The following is a 17546-nucleotide window of genomic DNA, read 5'->3' as shown; positions in this document are numbered from 1 at the left end:
TCTTCAGGGGAGCCGGCCCTCGGGACGGCTCCCCACGTCTGTATCCCGGGGCGGGCGCGTCAGCCCGGCATCCCGAGGCAGGCGCGTCAGCCCGCCGTCGTCGCCGTCAGGTCTTCGCGTGCGAGGCCCAGCTCGCGGGCCAGCGCCTCGTCCACCCACTGCTGCATCCGCGTTCGGGACACCGTCCCCGTGTACGCCGTCATCTGCACCGCGAGCCCGTCCAGGAGGGCCGTCAGGCGCAGCGCCGCGCCCGCCGGATCCGGGCACTGGAACTCGCCCGCGGCCACACCCTCGGCGACGACCTCGGTCAGCGCGGCCTTCCACTGCTTGTCGAGATCGCGGGTGACCTCCCGCAGCGCGGGTTCGCGCAGCGCCGCCGCCCAGCCCTCGATCCACAGCCGCCAGCCCTTGGCCTGCCCGGTGGGCGCGTACCAGCGCACCGCCGAACGCAGTCGGCGCACCGCCGTCGTCCGCTTGCCGAGGAGCTTGCGCAGATGCGCCAGGTCGCCCTCGGCGGCGTGTGCGAAGGCGGCGGCGACGAGCTTCTCCTTGGTCGAGAAGTGGTACAGCACAAGCGCGTTGCTCACCCCGAGCGCCGCGGCCACGTCGGCGATGCGCACGGCAGCCACGCCCCGCGCCTCGATCTGTTCGATGGCGGCCCCCAGCAGCTCTTCACGCCGCTCGGCCACGCTCAACCGGACTCTTGCCACGCGGTAACCCTACACACGGGGTCCGCCGTTCGGGGCCGGGTGGTGAACCTCGTGAGACCGGCTCGTGCACGACTCTTGACAGTGTCCGGTGAGGGCCGTCACAGTCTCGCTTACTGACTGGCTGTTCAGTCAATAGCTGATCGGGAGACCGCTCGAAGGCCGGTGCGAGCACCGTCCGGGCAGACCGGTCCCGTAAAGCAGCGTCGAGCCCCGTGCCCCGCCGTGCAGCAGGAGTTTCCCCGTGACCCAAGCGCCGCCGATTCCGCCGACCGAGCAGCCCGCCTCGGGCGAACCCGACCTGTCAGAAGGCTGGGGTGAACAGCGATCCAGGCTCAAGAAGGACCTCCGCAGGCTGGACGTGCTGTTCTTCCTGATCTGCACCCTCGTCGGGCTCGACACCATCGGCTCCGTGGCCGCACAAGGCCCCCAGGGCCTCACCTGGATGGCCATCCTCGCCCTGGTGTTCTTCCTCCCGTACGGCCTGCTCGTGGCCGAACTCGGCTCGGCCTTCCCCGTGCAGGGCGGCCCCTACGTGTGGACGCGGCTGGCGTTCGGACGGCTCGTCGCCGGTGTCAACCAGCTCCTGTACTGGATCTCCAACCCCGTCTGGGTGGGCGGCAGCCTCTGCATCATCGCCCTCACCACGTGGGAGGAGTTCTTCACCCCGCTGCCCGGCCTGTGGAAGTACGCGGCCGGTCTCGTCTTCATCTGGGGCGGCGCGCTCGCCGTCGTGCAGTCCGTGCGGATCGGCAAGTGGGTGCCCATCGCCGGTGCCGTCGCCCGTATCGTGCTGCTCGGCTTCTTCCTCGTCTCCGTCGTGGTGTTCGCCGTCCAGCACGGCGTGCACGCCCTGCCCTCGGGTGAGTTCGTCCCGACGTACGCGGGCTTCGTGGCGCTCGTCCCGGTCCTGATCTTCAACTACGTGGGCTTCGAGCTGCCGAGCTCCGCGGCCGAGGAGATGAAGAACCCGCGGCGCGACATCCCGCTCTCCATCCTGCGCTCCGGCCTCGCCTCCGTCGTCCTCTACGGCGGACCGATCCTCGGCATCCTGTTCGTGCTGCCCAGCAAGGAGATCGGCAGCCTCGGCGGCTTCATCGACGCGTGCAAGGCCGTGTTCACGGTCTACGGCGGATCGGTCGCCGCCGACGGAACGGTCACTCTCACCGGCATGGGCTCCGTCTTCGGCGGTGTCGCCGCGGCCGGCCTCATCATCGGCCTCCTCACCTCGGGCGTCACCTGGGCCATGGGCGCCCACCGCGCGCAGGCCGTCGCTTGTGCGGACGGCGCCGGCCCGGCCTGGCTCGGCAAGATCTCGGAGAAGCACGGCACCCCGGTCCGCGTGAACCTGCTCTCCGCGGTCCTCGGCTCCATCCTCTTCGTGGTCGCCCTCAACCTCACCGACGGCAACGGCGAGAAGTACTTCGCCGCCGGCCTCGGCCTGACCATCTGCACCACGTTCATCTCGTACGTCATCACCTTCCCGAGCCTCGCGGTCCTGCGCCGCAAGTACCCCGACCAGCCCCGGCCGTACGCCGTCCCCGGCGGTCGGGTCGGTACGTGGATCGTGAGCGCGCTCGCCACCGGCCTCGTGGCCTTCACCGTGGTCGTCCTGATCTGGCCGGGCTTCGGCGTCGGCTGGTTCGGCACGGCGGGCAACGCGGCCGACTCGCTCCCGGCGTCGTTCGCCGGCCAGCGCCTGGAGTACACGCTCAGCCAGGTGGTGCCGCTGCTGCTCTTCGTGGGCATCGGGATCGTCTTCTACGCGATGGGCGCGAAGACGCGACGGCGTGTGGACGTATAGACGTAGACGCTTGATTCGTGAAGAGGGCCTTCCCCGGGTGGGGGAGGCCCTCTTCACGTGTCAGCCGGTGGTGGGTTCGGTGTCGAGCTGGTGGTCGTGCCAGACGTAGCTCTCGGGGAGCAGGTCGGTGACGGGGACCGCTCGCAGGCGGTCGCCCGCGCCGACGATGACCTTCAGGGCGGGGAAGTAGTCGAGCAGTGCCTGACGGCACCGGCCGCACGGCGGGATGACACCCCGGTCGCGGTCGCCCACGGCCACCATCGTCTCCAGCTCGTACGCGCCCTGCGCCGCCGCCGTGCCGATGACGACCAGCTCGGCGCAGGGGCCGCCGGTGAAGTGGTAGGCGTTCACCGCGGTGACGATCCGGCCGTCACTGGCGCGGGCCGCGGCGGCCACGGTGTGGTTGTCCCCGCGGCAGCGCGTGCGAGCGACGTGGGTCGCCGCCTCGACGAGTTCGTGGTCGACGGGGTGGGGATGGGTGCTCATGACCTCTGCCTTCGTCGGGATACGGGCGATGTTATGGCGCCGGCGACTGCCTCGCGCCGTACGGCAGCGAAGCGCCGCCCGGGACGGATCCCGGGCGGCGCTTCACATGTCACTCAGAGGCTAGTTGTCCTGGCGGAGCACCCCGTGCGCGTCCAGGGCGATGGCGCCGCCCGGGTGCACGAGCAGGGGGTTGACCTCCAGTTCGGTCAGCTCGGGGTGGTCGACGGCGGCTCGTGCCACCGCGCACACGGCGGCCGCAGCCGCGTCCAGGTGGACCCCGGGCGCACCCCGCCAGCCCGTCAGCAGTGCAGCGTGCCGCAGCTCCAACAGCAGTGCACGCGCGCGTGCGTGTGTCACCGGCGCGAGCGCCAGCGCCGTGTCCGCGAGCAGTTCGGCGGTCACACCACCGATGCCCACCATGACGACGGGCCCGAACGACGGGTCACGCCGCACACCGACGATCAGCTCGTGTCCGTACGGCGGTGTGGCCATCGCCTCCACGGCGTAACGGTCCGCGCCTGTCGCCGCCTTCATGCGCGCGAACGCGGCCCGCAGGGCGTCGGCGTCACCGATCGAGAGGGCGACCCCGCCCGCCTCGGTCTTGTGCGCGAGCCCCATCGCCTTGAGGACGACCGGGTACCCGGTCCGGCGCTCCGCGGCCTCGACAGCGGAGTCCGCGTCGGTGACGAACTCTGCTGCGGGAAAGGCGAGTTGATAGGACGCGAGCAGTTCGCGTACCTGCTCGTAACCGCCGTCCGTCAGCTCGTACGCCGCTTGGGTCTGGGGTTCCTCCGGGAGGAGTGGCCGGCCGGTGAGGCGGGCGGCGCCCGCGATGGCGGTGGCGGCCTGCTCGATGCGCTCGTAGACGGGCACACCGCGCTGACGCAGGACCGACAGGGCGGGGGTGTCCCGCGCCATCGTGTGCACCACGAGGGCGCGTCCCGAGTCGACGGCGGCGTCCGCGAGGGCGTGCGCGACCTGGCACTCCTCGTCCGCCTGGGCCGGGTTGGCGGTCGCGTAGTCACCGAAGTAGCCCGTGAGGACCACCGCGTCGGCGTCGCCCGAACGCAGCAACGTACCCGCCACGCGCGCGTAGCTGCCGAGATCGGCCTCACCGGCGCCCGCCAGGTCCACCGGATTGGCGCACCCCGCGCCGCCCGGCAGCTGCTCCGCCACGGCCTCCCGCGTACCGGCCGAGAAGGCGGGCACGTCGAGCCCCTGCGCGGCGAACGCGTCGGCGGCGAGGGCGCCTTGGCCACCGCTGTCACCTACGACGGCGACGCGACGGGGGCGCGGGCGGGGTGACGCTGTTGCGGTCGCGCCCGCGTCGGCAAGGTCGGCGGGCGTGGTGCCCTCCGCGCCGCCGGGTTGACGTGCCGCCGGGGCATCGCGCGTGCCGTCGTCCAGCCCCTGGGCAGTGAACCTGTCGGCGGCTAGGGCGTCTTGGCCCTCGCTGTCACCCACGATGGCGACGCGGCGGGGGCGGGGTGATGTAGTCGCGCCCGCGTCGGCAGGGTCGGCGGGCGTGGTGCCGCTCGCGCCCGCCAGGGCATCGCGCGTGCCGTCCGCGGAGACGGGAACGTCCAGACCCTGGGCCGCGAACGCGTGGGCGGCCAGGGCGTTTTGGCCCCTGCTCTCGCCCACCACAGCGACGCCGTGCAGGAGCGGTGAGGCCCCCTCCGTACGCCCCGCCTGGCGGTGGCGTGTGCCCTCCGCCAGCAAGTAGACCGCCGTGTCGACCAGTTCGCCTGCCGTGTCGAGGAGCAGGGCGCCGGCGTCGCGGCACACCGCCTCCACGGTTGCGCGGGCGCTCACCAGGGCGCCCGTGTGGGACGCGGCGGCCCGCCCGGAGGCGGCACTGCGCCCGACGGTCAGGAGCAGCACCGGCTTCCCGGCCGCGTGCGCCGCCGCGAGGACCTGCGCGAGGCGCCGGCCGTCGCGGAAGTCCTCGATGTACGCGGCGAGCGCCTTGGTCGGCTCGTGCGAGATCAGCGACTCCAGGGCGTCCGCCGCGTCGATATCCCGCTGGTTGCCCAGCGACACGAAGCGGGAGAAGCCCTGCCCGGCGCGGGCGAGGAGGCGGCCGATCTCCAGGGCGAGGTTGCCGCTCTGGGACACGAGACCGAGGCCGCCCGAGGGGAACTCGCCCCAGCTGAGCCGGAGTTCGCTCGTCGTGTCCACCACGCCCATGCAGTTCGGGCCGAGCAGCCGGGCCCCGCCCGCCTTGACCAGCTTGGCGAGCGCGCGCTCTTCGTCGACGGTGGCACCGCCCGACGTGATCACGGTGAAGCACCGGGCGCCCGCCGCGAGACCGTCGGTGACGACCGGCCGCACATGGCGCGGCGGCACGGCGACGACGACGTGCTCGGGGGGCACGGGCAGCGACGCCAGATCAGGCAGGAACGGTTCACCGTCCAGGCTGCCGCCGCGGTGGTTCACCAGGTGGACGGACCGGCGCCCGCGGCCCGAAAGGGCCCCCGACGCCAGCCAGTAGCCCCACTTCTCGGGGTTGTCCGACGCCCCGACGACCGCGACCGACCGGGGGTCGAAGAGCGCGTCGAGACCTACGCGCGCGTGCGTACCGGCGTCCGGCAGCCGGGTCGTCACCGGTACCACCCGAACCGCTCCGCGATCACCGGAAGACGGTCCGCCACGATCGCGTGCGCGGCGGCGCGCGGCGTCGTACCGTCCGCCTCGGCACGCGCCAGCATCTGGTCGATCAGCGCGCGCATGGAACGGCGCGTGTACGCGAACGCCTCGTCCGCGTCGGCGTCGATGTCCCCGAACAGGGTCCACCACCACCACGCGTTCGTACCGGAGTTGACGACGACGTCGGGCAGCACGGGGATGCCGCGTCGCGCCAGCAGTTCCTCCGCGTCGGGCAGGACCGGCATGTTGGCGGCCTCGACGATCCAGCGCGCCGTGATCCGCTCCTGGTTCGCCGCGTCCACCGCGTACGACACGGCGGCGGGCACGAGCACCTCGGCCTCCGCCGACAGCCAGGCGTCGCCCGGGAGTTCGCGGTCCTCGGCCCGCAGCGCCGAGCGGTCAACGGTCCCGTAGGAGTCACGGGCGGCGAGCAGGGCCTCCACGTCCAGGCCCTCGGGGTTGGCGATGGTCCCCTTCACATCGGCGATCGCCACGATCAGCAGCCCCGCTCGGGACAGGAACCGGGCGGTCGCGCCGCCCATGGTGCCCAGACCCTGCACGGACACACGGGTGCCCTCGTACGGCACGCCCGCGCGGTCGAGGGTCGCGAGCACCGACTCGGCGACGCCGCAGCCGCCGACCAGCTCGTCCAGGCCGATGCCGTCGACCTCGACCTCGAAGGCGTCCGCGAGGCGCTTGCGCGCCACCGCCTCGTCGTCGAGCAGCGGGTACACGGCCTGGATCGACGAGACGAGCCCGGCCTCCGCGGCCGCCCGGTCGACGAGGTCCTGGGTGAGCCCGAGGTCCTCACCGGTCGTCCAGAACGACTCGATGTAGGGCCGCATGGCCCGCAGATACCGCACGAGGACGCCGTACGCCTCCGGGTCCTGCGGGTCGCAGTCGATGCCGCCCTTGGCGCCGCCGAGCGGGATGTACTTGCCCTGCGGGTTGTAGTGCAGGGCCTCCTTCATCGTCATGCCGCGCGCGAGGCCGGCGACCTCGTCGAGCGTGCATCCCTGGCGCATCCGGAGCCCGCCGCTGGACACACCGCGCACCAGCCGGTCGACGACGAGGTAGCCGTTCCTGCCGGTGATGTGGTCCGTCCAGGAGATGGACGTCAGGGGAGTGGCGGACGCGGTCATGCGGTCTCCTCGGGGACGATGATCAGGGTGGGGCCGGGGGTGGTCAGCGCGCGGGTCAGGAGCTCGGCGAGTTCGCCGGGGGAGTGCGCGGCAGCGCCGGCGCCCCCGAAGGCCCGCGCGAGGCCGGGCAGGTCCACGCGCGCGTGGTTCACGGCCTCCGGTGCGTCGCCGCGCGCCACCATCTCGTCGCGGATCTCGCCGTACCCGCCGTTGTCGAACACCACTACGGGCAGCGGGAGTTGGAGCTGCGCTGCGGTGGCCAGTTCCTGTACGGAGAACTGGAGCCCGCCGTCCCCGCTGATGGCGACCACCTGCCGGTCGGGGCAGGCGGCCTTCGCGCCGATCGCGGCGGGCAGCGCGTAGCCGAGCGTGCCGAATCCCGTCGGGTGCAGATAGCGGCCTCCGGGACCGACCGGGAGGTGCGGGATCGCACCGTAGTAGCAGCACTGCGCGCTGTCGGAGGTGAGCACGGCATCGGCCGCGAGCACACTCCTGATCGCCTCGAGATACGGCACCCAACGGGCGTCACGCGCGCGTGTCTCGTCGTCGCGGGCGATGCGCACGGTGGCGGTGGTGCGTGTGGCCTCGGCCCCGGACGTGGTGGAAGGCACGTTCGCGAGGCGTTCCGTCAGGGCCCGCAGGGTGGCCCCGGCGTCGCCCACCAGGGAGACGTCGGCGGGGACTCCCGCGTACATCTGCGCCGGGTCGATGTCCACGCGGACCAGCTTGCCGTCCAGGACGGGCGGCGCGGACCACAGGTCGGACTCGGCGAGTTCCGTCCCGACGGCGAGCACGACGTCGCAGCCGGACAGCCACTTCTGCACGGACGGGCTGTGCAGGGACACGCCCAGGGACAGCGGATGCCGTTCGTCGACGATGCCCTTGCCGTTCGCGCTGGTCGCCACCGGAGCGCCCAACTGCTCGGCCAGCGCCAGGCATTGCTCGGCAGCGCCGCGCGCGCCACCGCCCAGGACCAGACCCGGCCGCACGGCGCCCGCGAGCAGCACGGCCGCCTCGTCGAGCGACGGCGCGTCGGCCGCGCGGGGCGCGGACACGGGCGCGAGCCGCACGGGACCGGCGGCCTCCACGGCCTCCAGGAGGTCGAGCGGCACCTCGATGTGCGCGGGCCGCGGCCGCTCCGTACGGAACAGGCTGAAGGCCCGCGCGACCGCCGCCCCGATCTCCTCCACCGAGGACACACGGTGGCTGAACGCAGCCACGTTCCGCAGCGCCTCCGTCTGGCTGCGCATCTCGTGCAGCAGACCGGTCGACTGACGCGGGTGGCGCAGCGGCATACCCGGCGACACCACGAGCAGCGGCACGCTGTCCGAGTAGGCCTGGCCCACGGCGGCCGCGATGTTCAGGAGAGCGGGACCCGTCGTCGTGATCGCCACGCCGGGCTCGCCCGTCACGCGCGCGTAGGCGTCGGCCGCGTACCCGGCGCCCTGCTCGTGACGCGGCGCCACATGCGTGATGCCGTACGCCGCCAGGTGACGGTAGATCTCCAGGTTGTGGGTGCCCGGAATGCCGAACGCGGTGGAGACACCGTGCGCGGCGAGCGCGCGGACGAGCGCCTCGCCGCCGGTCGACATGGGCTCCGCCCCGGTCACAGCGACCTCGAGATGACCAGGCGCATGATGTCCGAGGTGCCTTCCTCGATCTCCTCCAGCTTGGCGTCACGCATCCACTGCTCGACCGGGAACTCCCGCGAGTAGCCCCAGCCGCCCAGCGTCTGCACGGCCGCCCAGGTGCAGAACGCCGCCGTCTCCGAAGCGGTCACCTTGGCCATCGCGGCCTCGGCGGTCGCGTCGAGACCCGCGTCGAGCCGCTTGGCCGCGCGCCACGTCATCAGGCGTGCCTGCTCGATCCGCGTCCGCATGTCCGCGAGCCGGAACGCCACGGCCTGGTGCTCGATGATCGGCTTGCCGAACTGCACGCGCTCGCGTGCGTAGTCACGGGCGTACTCGTACGCGGCCCGCGCCACACCCGTGGCGGCGGCGCCGAGCACGGTGCGCGAGATGTCGAACGTCCGCATGAGGCCCGCGAAGCCCTGACCCTCCTCGCCGAGCCGGTCCTCCTCGGGCACGAACACGTCGGAGAAGAACATCTCGCGGCACACGATGGCGCGCTGGCCCATCTTGCGCATCGGCTCACCGAAGGTCAGCCCCTCGACGCCCTTGCGCAGCAGGAACGCCGTGACACCGCGCGAGCGCTGCGACGGGTCGGTCTTGGCGAACACGACGTACTGGTCGGCCTCGCCGGCGTTCGAGATCCACGCCTTCTGGCCGTTCAGGAGGTAGCCGCCCGAGGTGCGCGTCGCCGTCGTCACGATCGACGCCGCGTCGGAACCCGAGCCCGGCTCGGTCGTCGCGAGCGAGGTCATCGGGGTGTCGGGGCCGGCCAGCGGCGTCAGCCACGTGCGCTTCTGCTCCTCGGTGCCCAGCTCCATGACCGGGTCGGCGAAGAACCCGTTCGAGCACATCAGGTTCCCGATGCCCAGGTCGCCGACGCACAGCTCCTCCTGGACGAGGACCTGGGTGAAGATGTCGGTGAAGCCGCCGCCCCCGTACTCCTCGGGCAGCATGAAGCCGGTGATGCCGACCTTCGCGGCGGCACGCCACAGATCCCAGGGCGTCTCCACGTCCGCCTCGTCCACGGCACGGCCGCGCGGGCGGATCTCCTCACGCGCGAACGTCCTGGTGAGGTCGACGATGTCGCGCTGCTCCGGGGTGAGGGGAACCAGCTCGACGGGGAGCTCTGACACGGTGCCTCCTGAAACTGACGGGCCTGACCGGCGGCGCGGCCGGACGGCACGGACCGACGCGCCGACCGGCGGCTCGCGGAACCGAATTACTGAATCGCCAGTCAGTATTGGAGCCCGCGAAGACCCGTGTCAACGGAGCTGCTACTGAATGATGGATCAGTTTTGGACGCGCCTTCGCGGGCAGGGACGCAGGGCGGGCCGGCCGGCGGACCGAGCCGGTGGATCGAGTGTGGTGTGCCGGGCCCGTGTGTGCCGGGCGACAGGCGGGTGCGGCCCGGAAATCCGGTGCGTCAACGGCCCGCTCCGGGCAGTGTCGGTGGGGGCGCACATAATGGAATTCCGTGGAGTCCCCGACCGGGAATTCCCGACCGACGCACCGGGAGGCGCTGTGTCACGTTCCCTGAGTTCCGGGCTCCGCCCGCTGCGGCCGGCCGCCTTCGGCGCGGACCCGGCAGGAGAGCGCCTCGCGCGGATCCTGAGCTCGCCGAACTTCGAGGACGGCAGCTTCCGGAACCCGGTGGGTGCCCGCACCAGACCCACGGGCTCCATGGTCGAGTTCGCGAAGGTCTTCCTCGCCAAGGAGGGGCGCGTCCGCCGCGCGCCCACGGGCAACGTCCCCGTCCACCCCACGACCCTCGCCGATCTCGCCAAGCCCCCGGTCAGCGGGCTGCGGCTCACCTGGATGGGGCACTCCAGCGTCCTCACCGAGATCGACGGACGGCGCGTCCTCTTCGACCCCGTCTGGGGAGAGCGCTGCTCACCGTTCGCCTTCGCGGGCCCCAAGCGCCTGCACCCCGTACCCCTGCCGCTCGCCGCGCTCGGCCCGGTCGACGTGGTCGTCATCTCCCACGACCACTACGACCACCTGGACCTCCCCACCATCAAGGCCCTGGCCGGGACGGACACGCTGTTCGCGGTGCCGCTCGGCGTCGGCGCCCACCTGGAGCACTGGGGCGTCCCCGCGGACCGGCTCCGCGAGCTCGACTGGAACGAGTCGACGGAGGTGGCCGGGCTGACCCTGACGGCGACCCCCGCGCGCCACTTCTGCGGCCGCGGGCTGCGCAACGAACAGCACACCCTGTGGGCGTCCTGGGTCGTCGCCGGCCCTGAGCACCGCGTCTACCACTCCGGTGACACCGGCTATTTCCCCGGCTTCAAGGACATCGGCGCCGAGCACGGCCCGTTCGACGCGACGATGATCCAGATCGGCGCGTACAGCGACTTCTGGCCGGACATCCACATGCGTCCCGAGGAAGGGATGCGGGCCCACCTCGACCTCCAGGGCGGACCGGGCGGCGGGCCGATGCTGCCTATCCACTGGGGCACCTTCAATCTGGCCCCGCACCCGTGGGCCGAGCCGGGCGAGGGCTCGCTCGCGGCGGCGCGGCAGGCCGGTGCGGGGATCGCGCTCCCTTGCCCGGGCGAGCCGTTCGAACCGGGGGCGGAGACGCTGCCTTCGCGGGCGTGGTGGCGGGGGATCGCTGCGCGGCCTGAGGGCGGCTGGGTCGCGGAGGAGGGGCGTACGGGTGCGGCGGCGTCCGGCGGTGGTGCTGGGACTGGCGCGGGCGCGGCCGGTGGCGCCGGTGCGGGGTCGGGGGAGCAGGCGGCTGTGGGGGCGGTGTAGGGCGGGGGTCTGTCCGGCTTGAGGGCTTGAGGGCTTGGGGGAGTGGCGAGGCTGGGGCGGGTGGAGTGAGGCGGGACGGGCCTGGTGGCCGGGAGGCCGTGCTGCGTTGTGGGGCGGGGCCGCGGCGGTGTGTACGTGCTCGCCATCCCTTCTCCTTGGTCGCCTTGTCCTGTGCCCGGGGAGTGGGCTTGTGTGCTCCGCGCGCACACACCGCCACGTCCCCTCTGGCGCGCGGGCGGCTGCGGGGGCGTCTCGGTCTCGGTTGCTGCGAGCCCCTCGTGTGCTTCAACGCGCCGTGCCCGGTTTTGAGGCGGGGCCCCGGATGTCCGGCGTGATCCCCGTCTGACGTCGGTTGATGGCCGTTGTGGGCCTGTGCAGCACGCGTTCCCGTGCGTGTCCCGCGTTGCCACGCGGCCCTGCTCTCGCGCATCCGAGGGTGCGAATTTTCGAGCATGGGAACACATGTACCCGTAGCCTCGCGGCCCGGTGGCCCTGTTATCGGCCTTTCGTACGAAGCCTCATACCAGAGCGGGACCTCCGGCGCCGGACTTTGGCAACTGCCCACCGCATGTGAGGCGTCCGCGACTACCGTGTGTGCTCGCTGAGCGACAGAGCGACGGCATTCCCATCCGTTCCCCGCCGGGAGCGCCATGCCGCCTGCCCGCGTCGCGCGACCCGCAGGAGCCCCCACGTACGAGGACGCCGAATGTCTCACCTTCGCCCGCCGGCCGCCCGCGCAGACCGCCGAGAGGGCGGTCGGCACGGCAGGCCGGGCGGCAGGTCAGTCCCCCCGCAGCCCGAGACCCACATACGGCCCCAGCTTCTGCGCCTAGCCGTACTGCCCCCGCTCGCCGTCGCCCTGAGCGCCAGCGCCGCGGTGATCTTCACCGTCCGCTCCACGGCCGCCCGCCCCGGTCCCGCACTGTGGGCCGTCCTCGCCGGAGCCTGTTTCGTGACCCTCGCCGGCATCGTCATCGCGGCCGTCGCCGCCGACCGCGCCGCCAGGTCCGTACGCGAACGGGTCGGCGTCCTGCGCCGGGTGAGCGCGCGCGGGCAGGGTGAACTGAGCGCCCTCGTCGAGCAGTTGCGCAAGGGCGAGGGGCCGCCGCCCCGCAGGGCACTGCCCCCGGCAGCCTCCGACGGCGACGAGTTCGACCAGCTGGCCGCGGACATCACGCGCGCCCAGGACGTGGCCGTCGCCGCCGTCGTGCAGGCGTCGCAGCTCTCCAGCCACGCGGGCAGCGAACAGAAGGTCGAGGTCTTCGTCAATCTCGCCCGGCGCCTGCAGTCCCTCGTACACCGCGAGATCTCGATCCTCGACGAACTCGAGAACGACGTCGAGGACCCTGACCTGCTCAAGGGCCTGTTCCACGTCGACCACCTCGCCACCCGGATCCGTCGCCACGCGGAGAACCTCGCCGTACTCGGCGGCGCCGTGTCCCGGCGCCAGTGGAGCCGCCCGGTCGCGATGAGCGAGGTCATGCGCTCCGCCATCGCCGAGGTCGAACAGTACGCGCGGGTCAAGCTCGTCCCGCCGGTCGACGGCACCCTGCGCGGACACGCAGTCGCCGACTGCATCCACCTGCTCGCCGAACTCGTCGAGAACGCCACCGTGTTCTCCGCCCCGCAGACCCAGGTCCTGCTGCGCGCCAACATCGTGACGTCCGGGCTCGCCATCGAGGTCGAGGACCGCGGCCTCGGTATGCCGGTCGCCGAGCAGGACAAGATGAACGGGCTGCTCGCCGACCCGGACCAGGTCAACGTCGCGAGCCTCCTCCAGGACGGGCGCATCGGCCTCTACGTGGTCTCCCAGCTCGCCCGCAGGCACGGCATCACCGTTCAGCTCCAGAGCAATATCTACGGCGGCGTCCAGGCGGTCCTCGTCGTACCGCAGAGCCTGCTCGGCGACGACGAGAACGAGCCGGAACCGAAGGCGCGGGGAGCGGCGTCCGCGACGGACGACAGCGCGCAGAGTATGCACCAGCGGCACCAGGCGCACGAGCGCCGGCTCTCCCAGCACCAGGGCCGACCGGGCCGGCAGCCCGCACTCGAACAGCAGCCACAGCCACTGCCGCAGCAGGCGGGGGAGGCGCAGACGTACGACTCCCAGTCCTACGACCTCCAGCCCGTCGAGGCGCAGCACCAGGCGCCCGCGCCCCAGGAACCGCCACCCGTCCCGCGCGCGCCGCACGCCGGTGTCGCCGTCGTCCCGCGACAGCCGGACAACGGGCACCCCGGGGTGAACGGGACCGTGCCGCCCCTGCCCATGCGTACGGCCAGGAACGACCGGCGGACACCGGCCGACGCCCTGCCCGGCATCCGTGCGGAGGACCGGCAGGCCCCCGACGAACCCACGCCGCTCCTGCCGGGCCCGCTCGACGGAGCCGTGCGCGGCACGATGGGGCGGCCCCAACTCCCCAAGCGGCGCAGCCAGGAGAACCTGGCACCGCAGCTGAGGGGCGGTCCGGCACCGCGGCAGGAGCGTCCGGAGGACGAGCCGGTGCTGCACGACCCCAACCTCATGGCGTCGTTCCAGCGTGGCATCGGGCTCGCGGAAGCGGCCGAGGCACGGGACCTCAGACTCGGGATGCGGGACACGGCGGACGGCGGGGCGGACTGGACCGGCGGCCCCGTTCCCGGACCGCTCGCCGTGTACGGGCCCGACGGCCCCTACGAAGTCGCGACCCATGACCTCGGCGTGAGGGACGACGGGGGCGAGTCGGCCCGATGACCGGCCGGACGCCCCTCGCCCGCCACCTCGGCCTACTCCCCGTCAGCCCATGCCCCCTCAGCTCACCCCCTCTCAGCCGAGACCCCTCAGCCGACACCCCATCAGCCCACATCCCGTCAGCCCACGCCCCCTCACCCCACGCCCCGATCCCCGCCCTCCCCACCAGAACCTCACGCCCCAGCCCCCCTTCCTCGTACAACCTCCCGCAGTCCACCAAGGAGTCGATCCCCATGGCGAGCGATGTGCCGACGGGTCATGTGTCCGATCTCGACTGGCTGATGAGCGGCCTCGTCCAGCGGGTGCCGCACACCCGCAGCGCCGTGCTCCTGTCGTCCGACGGACTGGTCAAGTCCGTGCACGGCCTCGACGCCGACAGCGCCGACCACATGGCGGCGCTGGCGTCCGGCCTGTACTCGCTCGGGCGCAGCGCGGGCGTCCGGTTCGGGGACGGGGGTGAGGTCCGGCAGGTCGTCGTCGAGCTGGACTCGACCCTGCTGTTCGTCTCCACGGCCGGTTCCGGCACCTGCCTGGCGGTGCTCGCCGGGCGGGAGGCCGACGCCGCGGTGCTCGGCTACGAGATGGCCATGCTGGTCAAGAGCGTGCGCCCGTACCTGATGACCGCGCCCCGCCAGCACGCGGACCGGCCCACGGCGATGAGGACCTGAGCATGACGGCCCCGCAGGACGGGCCGTGGCTGGACGGCGCCGCCGGCCGCCTCGTCCGCCCGTACACCGTGAGTGACGGGCGGACGCGGCCGACCACTTCGCTGGATCTGCTGTCGCAGGTGATGGCCACGGGGGTCACCCCCCTCGGCTACCTGGGGCCGGAACACGGCGACGCGCTCAAACTGTGTGCTCACCCCACATCGGTCGCGGAGCTCGCGGCCCATCTCGAACTCCCCGCCGCCGTCACGAAGGTCCTGCTGTCCGACCTCGTCGACTGCGGGGCGATCACCACCAAACCCCCCACGTTCCATGACAACCCCACTGACCGGTCCCTACTGGAGGCAGTGCTCGATGGACTACGACGACAGCTCTGACGCCTTCCCCACCGCGCTGAAGATCCTGGTCGCGGGCGGATTCGGTGTCGGCAAGACGACCTTCGTCGGAGCGGTCAGTGAGATCGCCCCGCTGAGCACGGAGGAGCTGCTCACCACGGTCAGTGAGGACACCGACAGCCTCGAAGGCATCGAGAACAAGGTCGAGACGACGGTCGCCATGGACTTCGGGCGGATCACCCTCAGCCCGGAACACGTGCTGTACCTGTTCGGCACGCCAGGACAGGAGCGCTTCTGGTTCATGTGGGACGAGCTCTCCGAGGGGGCGCTCGGTGCGGTGATCCTCGCGGACACCCGGCGTCTGGAGGACTGTTTCGCCGCCGTCGACTTCTTCGAGGAGCGGGGCATGGGGTTCATCGTCGCCGTCAACGAGTTCGACGGCGGCTACCGTTACGACCCCGAAGAGGTGCGGGCGGCCATAGACCTGGACCCGCAGGTGCCCGTCGTGCGGTGCGACGCCCGGATCTCCAGCTCGGGAATCCAGACGCTCCTCACCCTCGTCAAACACCTGCTGGCCCACACCCCGGCCCAGCCGACCTACGGGGCCCACATGTGACCGGCGTCAGACGGTGACCGTCTCGCCGTCGGGGAACGTGATCCGCACCTGGTCCCGCTCCCCGGCGGCGTCCCCGTAACCGGCTTCGACGACGCACGAGATCGATTCCCGCAGCGCCCGCGGATGCACGACGTCCCGGGTCAGGACCGCGAGGGTGACATGCACGCTCGGCCCGCCCGGGTGACCGGTCGAGCGGAGGAACGGCGTGGCCGAACGCGGCCCGTAGGCGTTGGCCTCGACCTCGCGGGCGATGCCGGACTCCTCGTCCCAGCCGTGCAGCGCCACGACCGCGCTGGTCAGCCCGGCTTCCGTACGCGTCAGGGCCCAGCCGGGTCCTTGTTCGTCCTGGATGCAGCTCTCGTCGGCGACCGCGTAACCGCCCTCGCGCACGGTCACGCCCGCCGGAGCCTGCACGCGGTGGACGCGGATCTCCCACGGGCCGTGCAGCACGGTCGTCGACTCGATGGGGAACTCTTCGTCCCGTCCGGGGAGTTGGGCATGGTGAAGGGAGGAGGCGACGCGTCCCTCACAGGTGAGGGGATGGATGCGGCAGCGGCGGGAGGCGGTGCCGTCCGGGGCGAGCAGCGCGATGTGGTTGTCGACGTCGCGGTCCCAGGCGTGCGGGGCCGACTCGGGCGCCGTGGCCGTGGAGTAGGCGAGCTTCGCGTAGTGCGGGTCGTCGGCGGCGGGGCCTTCGAGCGGGTTGTGGTCGCTGCCGTGGTTGATGAGGCGGACGATCCCGTCGTGGGGCGTGCCGTGGAGCAGCCAGCCGGGCGCGGGCAGCGCCATGTACTGCTCGGACTTCTCGACGGGGAGTGACTCTTCGCGCGCCGTCCACACAGGGTGATCGGCGGGCAGCAGCAGCCCGAGGAATCCCTTGCTCGCCCAGTACGGCGACGCGGGTCCCGAGTACGCCTGCGTGGTGGGCAGGAACGTGCCGTACCAGCCGAGCGGCAGGAGCCCGCGCTCGTCGGGGACGCCGCGCTCCACGAAGTGCCGTGCCGTGCCCGACGCGAGACGGCGGGTGAGGCCCGGCTCCAGCGGGGAGCAGTCCGCGAGCGCACCCATCCAGACCGGTGCCGTCGCGGCGAACCGGTACGTCAGTGACCGGCCCTGGTGCACCGGCGCCCCATCGGCGCCGAAGAAGTGCGGGTAGGTGGTGAGGAATTGGGACAGGCGCTCGCGGTACACCTCCGCGCGGCCGCCGTCGCCGTCCGGGCCCGCCATCCGCGCCCACAGGAGCGGGTACAGATGCATGGCCCAGCCGATGTAGTAGTCGAAGTTGCGCCCGTCGCCGTCGGTGTACCAGCCGTCGCCGACGTACCAGTCCTCGATGCGGTCCAGGCCCCCGTCGATGTCCTTCTGGCTGTACGGGGCCCCGACGGAGGCCAGGAACTGCTCGGACACCACCTGGAAGAGCCGCCAGTTGTTGTCCCAGGTGCGGCCGCCCACGAAGCCGGAGAACCAGTCCACGATCCGCTCCTGGACCCGGGAGTCCAGCTTGTCCCAGATCCAGGGGCGGGTCTCGTGCAGCCCGATGGCGATCGACGCGGCCTCCACCATCTGCTGGGAGCAGTCGGTGAGTTGAGGCCACGCCTCACCGCCGAGGCCCGTGCCGCGACCGCGGTCGGTGCCCGTTGTCAGACCCGCCGCGTAGCGTTCTACGAGTCGGGGATCGACGTCCCCGCCCGCACCCGCGATCCGGAAGGAGGCGAGCAGGAATGACCGCGCGAACCCCTCGAGTCCGTCCGACACGACCCCCGACCAGCTCGCCCGCCCCGGCAGCCGGTACTGCGCGAAACCCGGCGTCGCGTACGGGACGAGCGCCTCCAACTGCCGGTCGGCGAGCGCCTCCCAGTGAGCCCGCGTCCAGCCCGTGAGCGGGGACAGGACGCGATCCGTGGGCGGCAGCGAGAGATGCGGTGCGGGCATGGGCTCGTGTTGCTCCTTGTTCGGAAATGGTGGGTCGGGGTGACCCTATGCGCGCCCGGGGCGCACGTCGACGGTCCGGACACGCGGACCTGCG

At 72.3% G+C, this 17546-nt stretch carries 13 protein-coding genes; 6 read left to right on the top strand and 7 right to left on the bottom strand.

The genetic code is table 11. The annotated features are described in order from the left end of the window. Nucleotides 1-86 precede the first annotated feature (86 nt). Nucleotides 87-710: a TetR/AcrR family transcriptional regulator gene (locus ABZ893_RS03040; RefSeq protein WP_361395726.1), complete on the bottom strand. Its 624-nt coding sequence runs from the start codon at nucleotides 708-710 to the stop codon at nucleotides 87-89. Between the two features lie 241 nt (nucleotides 711-951). Between ABZ893_RS03040 and ABZ893_RS03035 the strand changes: the two genes are divergently transcribed. After that, on the top strand, nucleotides 952-2511 hold the full coding sequence (locus tag ABZ893_RS03035) for an APC family permease (RefSeq protein ID WP_361395723.1): 1560 nt from the start codon (nucleotides 952-954) through the stop codon (nucleotides 2509-2511). Between the two features lie 60 nt (nucleotides 2512-2571). Here the strand turns inward: ABZ893_RS03035 and ABZ893_RS03030 are convergent, their stop codons facing one another. The 5 genes from ABZ893_RS03030 to ABZ893_RS03010 all read right to left on the bottom strand — a co-directional run bounded on the left by ABZ893_RS03030 (nucleotide 2572) and on the right by ABZ893_RS03010 (nucleotide 9552). Continuing rightward, nucleotides 2572-2997 (bottom strand): cytidine deaminase, encoded by a 426-nt coding sequence (locus tag ABZ893_RS03030; protein ID WP_361395720.1) that lies wholly within the window; start codon nucleotides 2995-2997, stop codon nucleotides 2572-2574. A gap of 120 nt (nucleotides 2998-3117) precedes the next feature. Further along, nucleotides 3118-5604: an acetate--CoA ligase family protein gene (locus ABZ893_RS03025; protein WP_361395717.1), complete on the bottom strand. Its 2487-nt coding sequence runs from the start codon at nucleotides 5602-5604 to the stop codon at nucleotides 3118-3120. Continuing rightward, the gene (locus ABZ893_RS03020; protein WP_361395714.1) at nucleotides 5601-6788 is read right to left on the bottom strand and encodes a Glu/Leu/Phe/Val dehydrogenase dimerization domain-containing protein; all 1188 of its coding nucleotides are present in this window, start codon (nucleotides 6786-6788) and stop codon (nucleotides 5601-5603) included. Before ABZ893_RS03020 ends, ABZ893_RS03025 begins: the two co-directional genes overlap by 4 nt. Beyond that, complete coding sequence (locus tag ABZ893_RS03015; protein ID WP_361395711.1) at nucleotides 6785-8380, bottom strand: thiamine pyrophosphate-dependent enzyme; 1596 nt, start codon at nucleotides 8378-8380, stop codon at nucleotides 6785-6787. Before ABZ893_RS03015 ends, ABZ893_RS03020 begins: the two co-directional genes overlap by 4 nt. A gap of 14 nt (nucleotides 8381-8394) precedes the next feature. After that, nucleotides 8395-9552 (bottom strand): acyl-CoA dehydrogenase family protein, encoded by a 1158-nt coding sequence (locus ABZ893_RS03010; RefSeq protein ID WP_361395709.1) that lies wholly within the window; start codon nucleotides 9550-9552, stop codon nucleotides 8395-8397. 388 nt (nucleotides 9553-9940) lie between these two features. Here ABZ893_RS03010 and ABZ893_RS03005 point away from each other — a divergent pair, with 388 nt between their 5' ends. From ABZ893_RS03005 to ABZ893_RS02985, 5 genes are all read left to right on the top strand, one after another. Next, a complete protein-coding gene (locus ABZ893_RS03005) occupies nucleotides 9941-11176 on the top strand; it encodes an MBL fold metallo-hydrolase (RefSeq protein ID WP_361395706.1) in 1236 nt (411 codons plus the stop codon). 706 nt (nucleotides 11177-11882) lie between these two features. Next, a complete protein-coding gene (locus tag ABZ893_RS03000; protein WP_361395703.1) occupies nucleotides 11883-13907 on the top strand; it encodes an ATP-binding protein in 2025 nt (674 codons plus the stop codon). Nucleotides 13908-14137: 230 nt separating this feature from the next. Beyond that, nucleotides 14138-14572 carry a roadblock/LC7 domain-containing protein gene (locus ABZ893_RS02995; RefSeq protein WP_361395701.1) on the top strand — a complete coding sequence of 145 codons (435 nt, stop codon included), beginning with the start codon at nucleotides 14138-14140 and terminating at the stop codon, nucleotides 14570-14572. A gap of 2 nt (nucleotides 14573-14574) precedes the next feature. Beyond that, entirely contained in the window at nucleotides 14575-14946 is a 372-nt protein-coding gene (locus tag ABZ893_RS02990) for a DUF742 domain-containing protein (RefSeq protein ID WP_361395698.1), read from the top strand. Further along, a complete protein-coding gene (locus ABZ893_RS02985) occupies nucleotides 14924-15520 on the top strand; it encodes an ATP/GTP-binding protein (protein WP_361395695.1) in 597 nt (198 codons plus the stop codon). Before ABZ893_RS02990 ends, ABZ893_RS02985 begins: the two co-directional genes overlap by 23 nt. Before the next feature lie 6 nt (nucleotides 15521-15526). On the opposite strand, the gene ABZ893_RS02980 is transcribed toward ABZ893_RS02985, so the two are convergent. Further along, the gene (locus ABZ893_RS02980; protein ID WP_361395692.1) at nucleotides 15527-17452 is read right to left on the bottom strand and encodes a DUF2264 domain-containing protein; all 1926 of its coding nucleotides are present in this window, start codon (nucleotides 17450-17452) and stop codon (nucleotides 15527-15529) included. Between the last annotated feature and the right edge of the window lie 94 nt (nucleotides 17453-17546).

Source organism: Streptomyces sp. NPDC046821 (assembly GCF_040645335.1).
Classification (GTDB): Bacteria; Actinomycetota; Actinomycetes; order Streptomycetales; family Streptomycetaceae; genus Streptomyces.
This window is presented reverse-complemented; position numbering and strand designations above follow the sequence as displayed.

Coding starts and splice junctions, on each gene's coding strand:
- ABZ893_RS03030 (WP_361395720.1), bottom strand. CDS start 2,997: ATGAGCACCCATCCCCACCCCGTCGACCACGAACTCGTCGAGGCGGCG.
- ABZ893_RS03020 (WP_361395714.1), bottom strand. CDS start 6,788: ATGACCGCGTCCGCCACTCCCCTGACGTCCATCTCCTGGACGGACCAC.
- ABZ893_RS03015 (WP_361395711.1), bottom strand. CDS start 8,380: ATGTCGACCGGCGGCGAGGCGCTCGTCCGCGCGCTCGCCGCGCACGGT.
- ABZ893_RS03000 (WP_361395703.1), top strand. CDS start 11,883: ATGTCTCACCTTCGCCCGCCGGCCGCCCGCGCAGACCGCCGAGAGGGC.
- ABZ893_RS02995 (WP_361395701.1), top strand. CDS start 14,138: ATGGCGAGCGATGTGCCGACGGGTCATGTGTCCGATCTCGACTGGCTG.
- ABZ893_RS02990 (WP_361395698.1), top strand. CDS start 14,575: ATGACGGCCCCGCAGGACGGGCCGTGGCTGGACGGCGCCGCCGGCCGC.
- ABZ893_RS02985 (WP_361395695.1), top strand. CDS start 14,924: ATGGACTACGACGACAGCTCTGACGCCTTCCCCACCGCGCTGAAGATC.
- ABZ893_RS02980 (WP_361395692.1), bottom strand. CDS start 17,452: ATGCCCGCACCGCATCTCTCGCTGCCGCCCACGGATCGCGTCCTGTCC.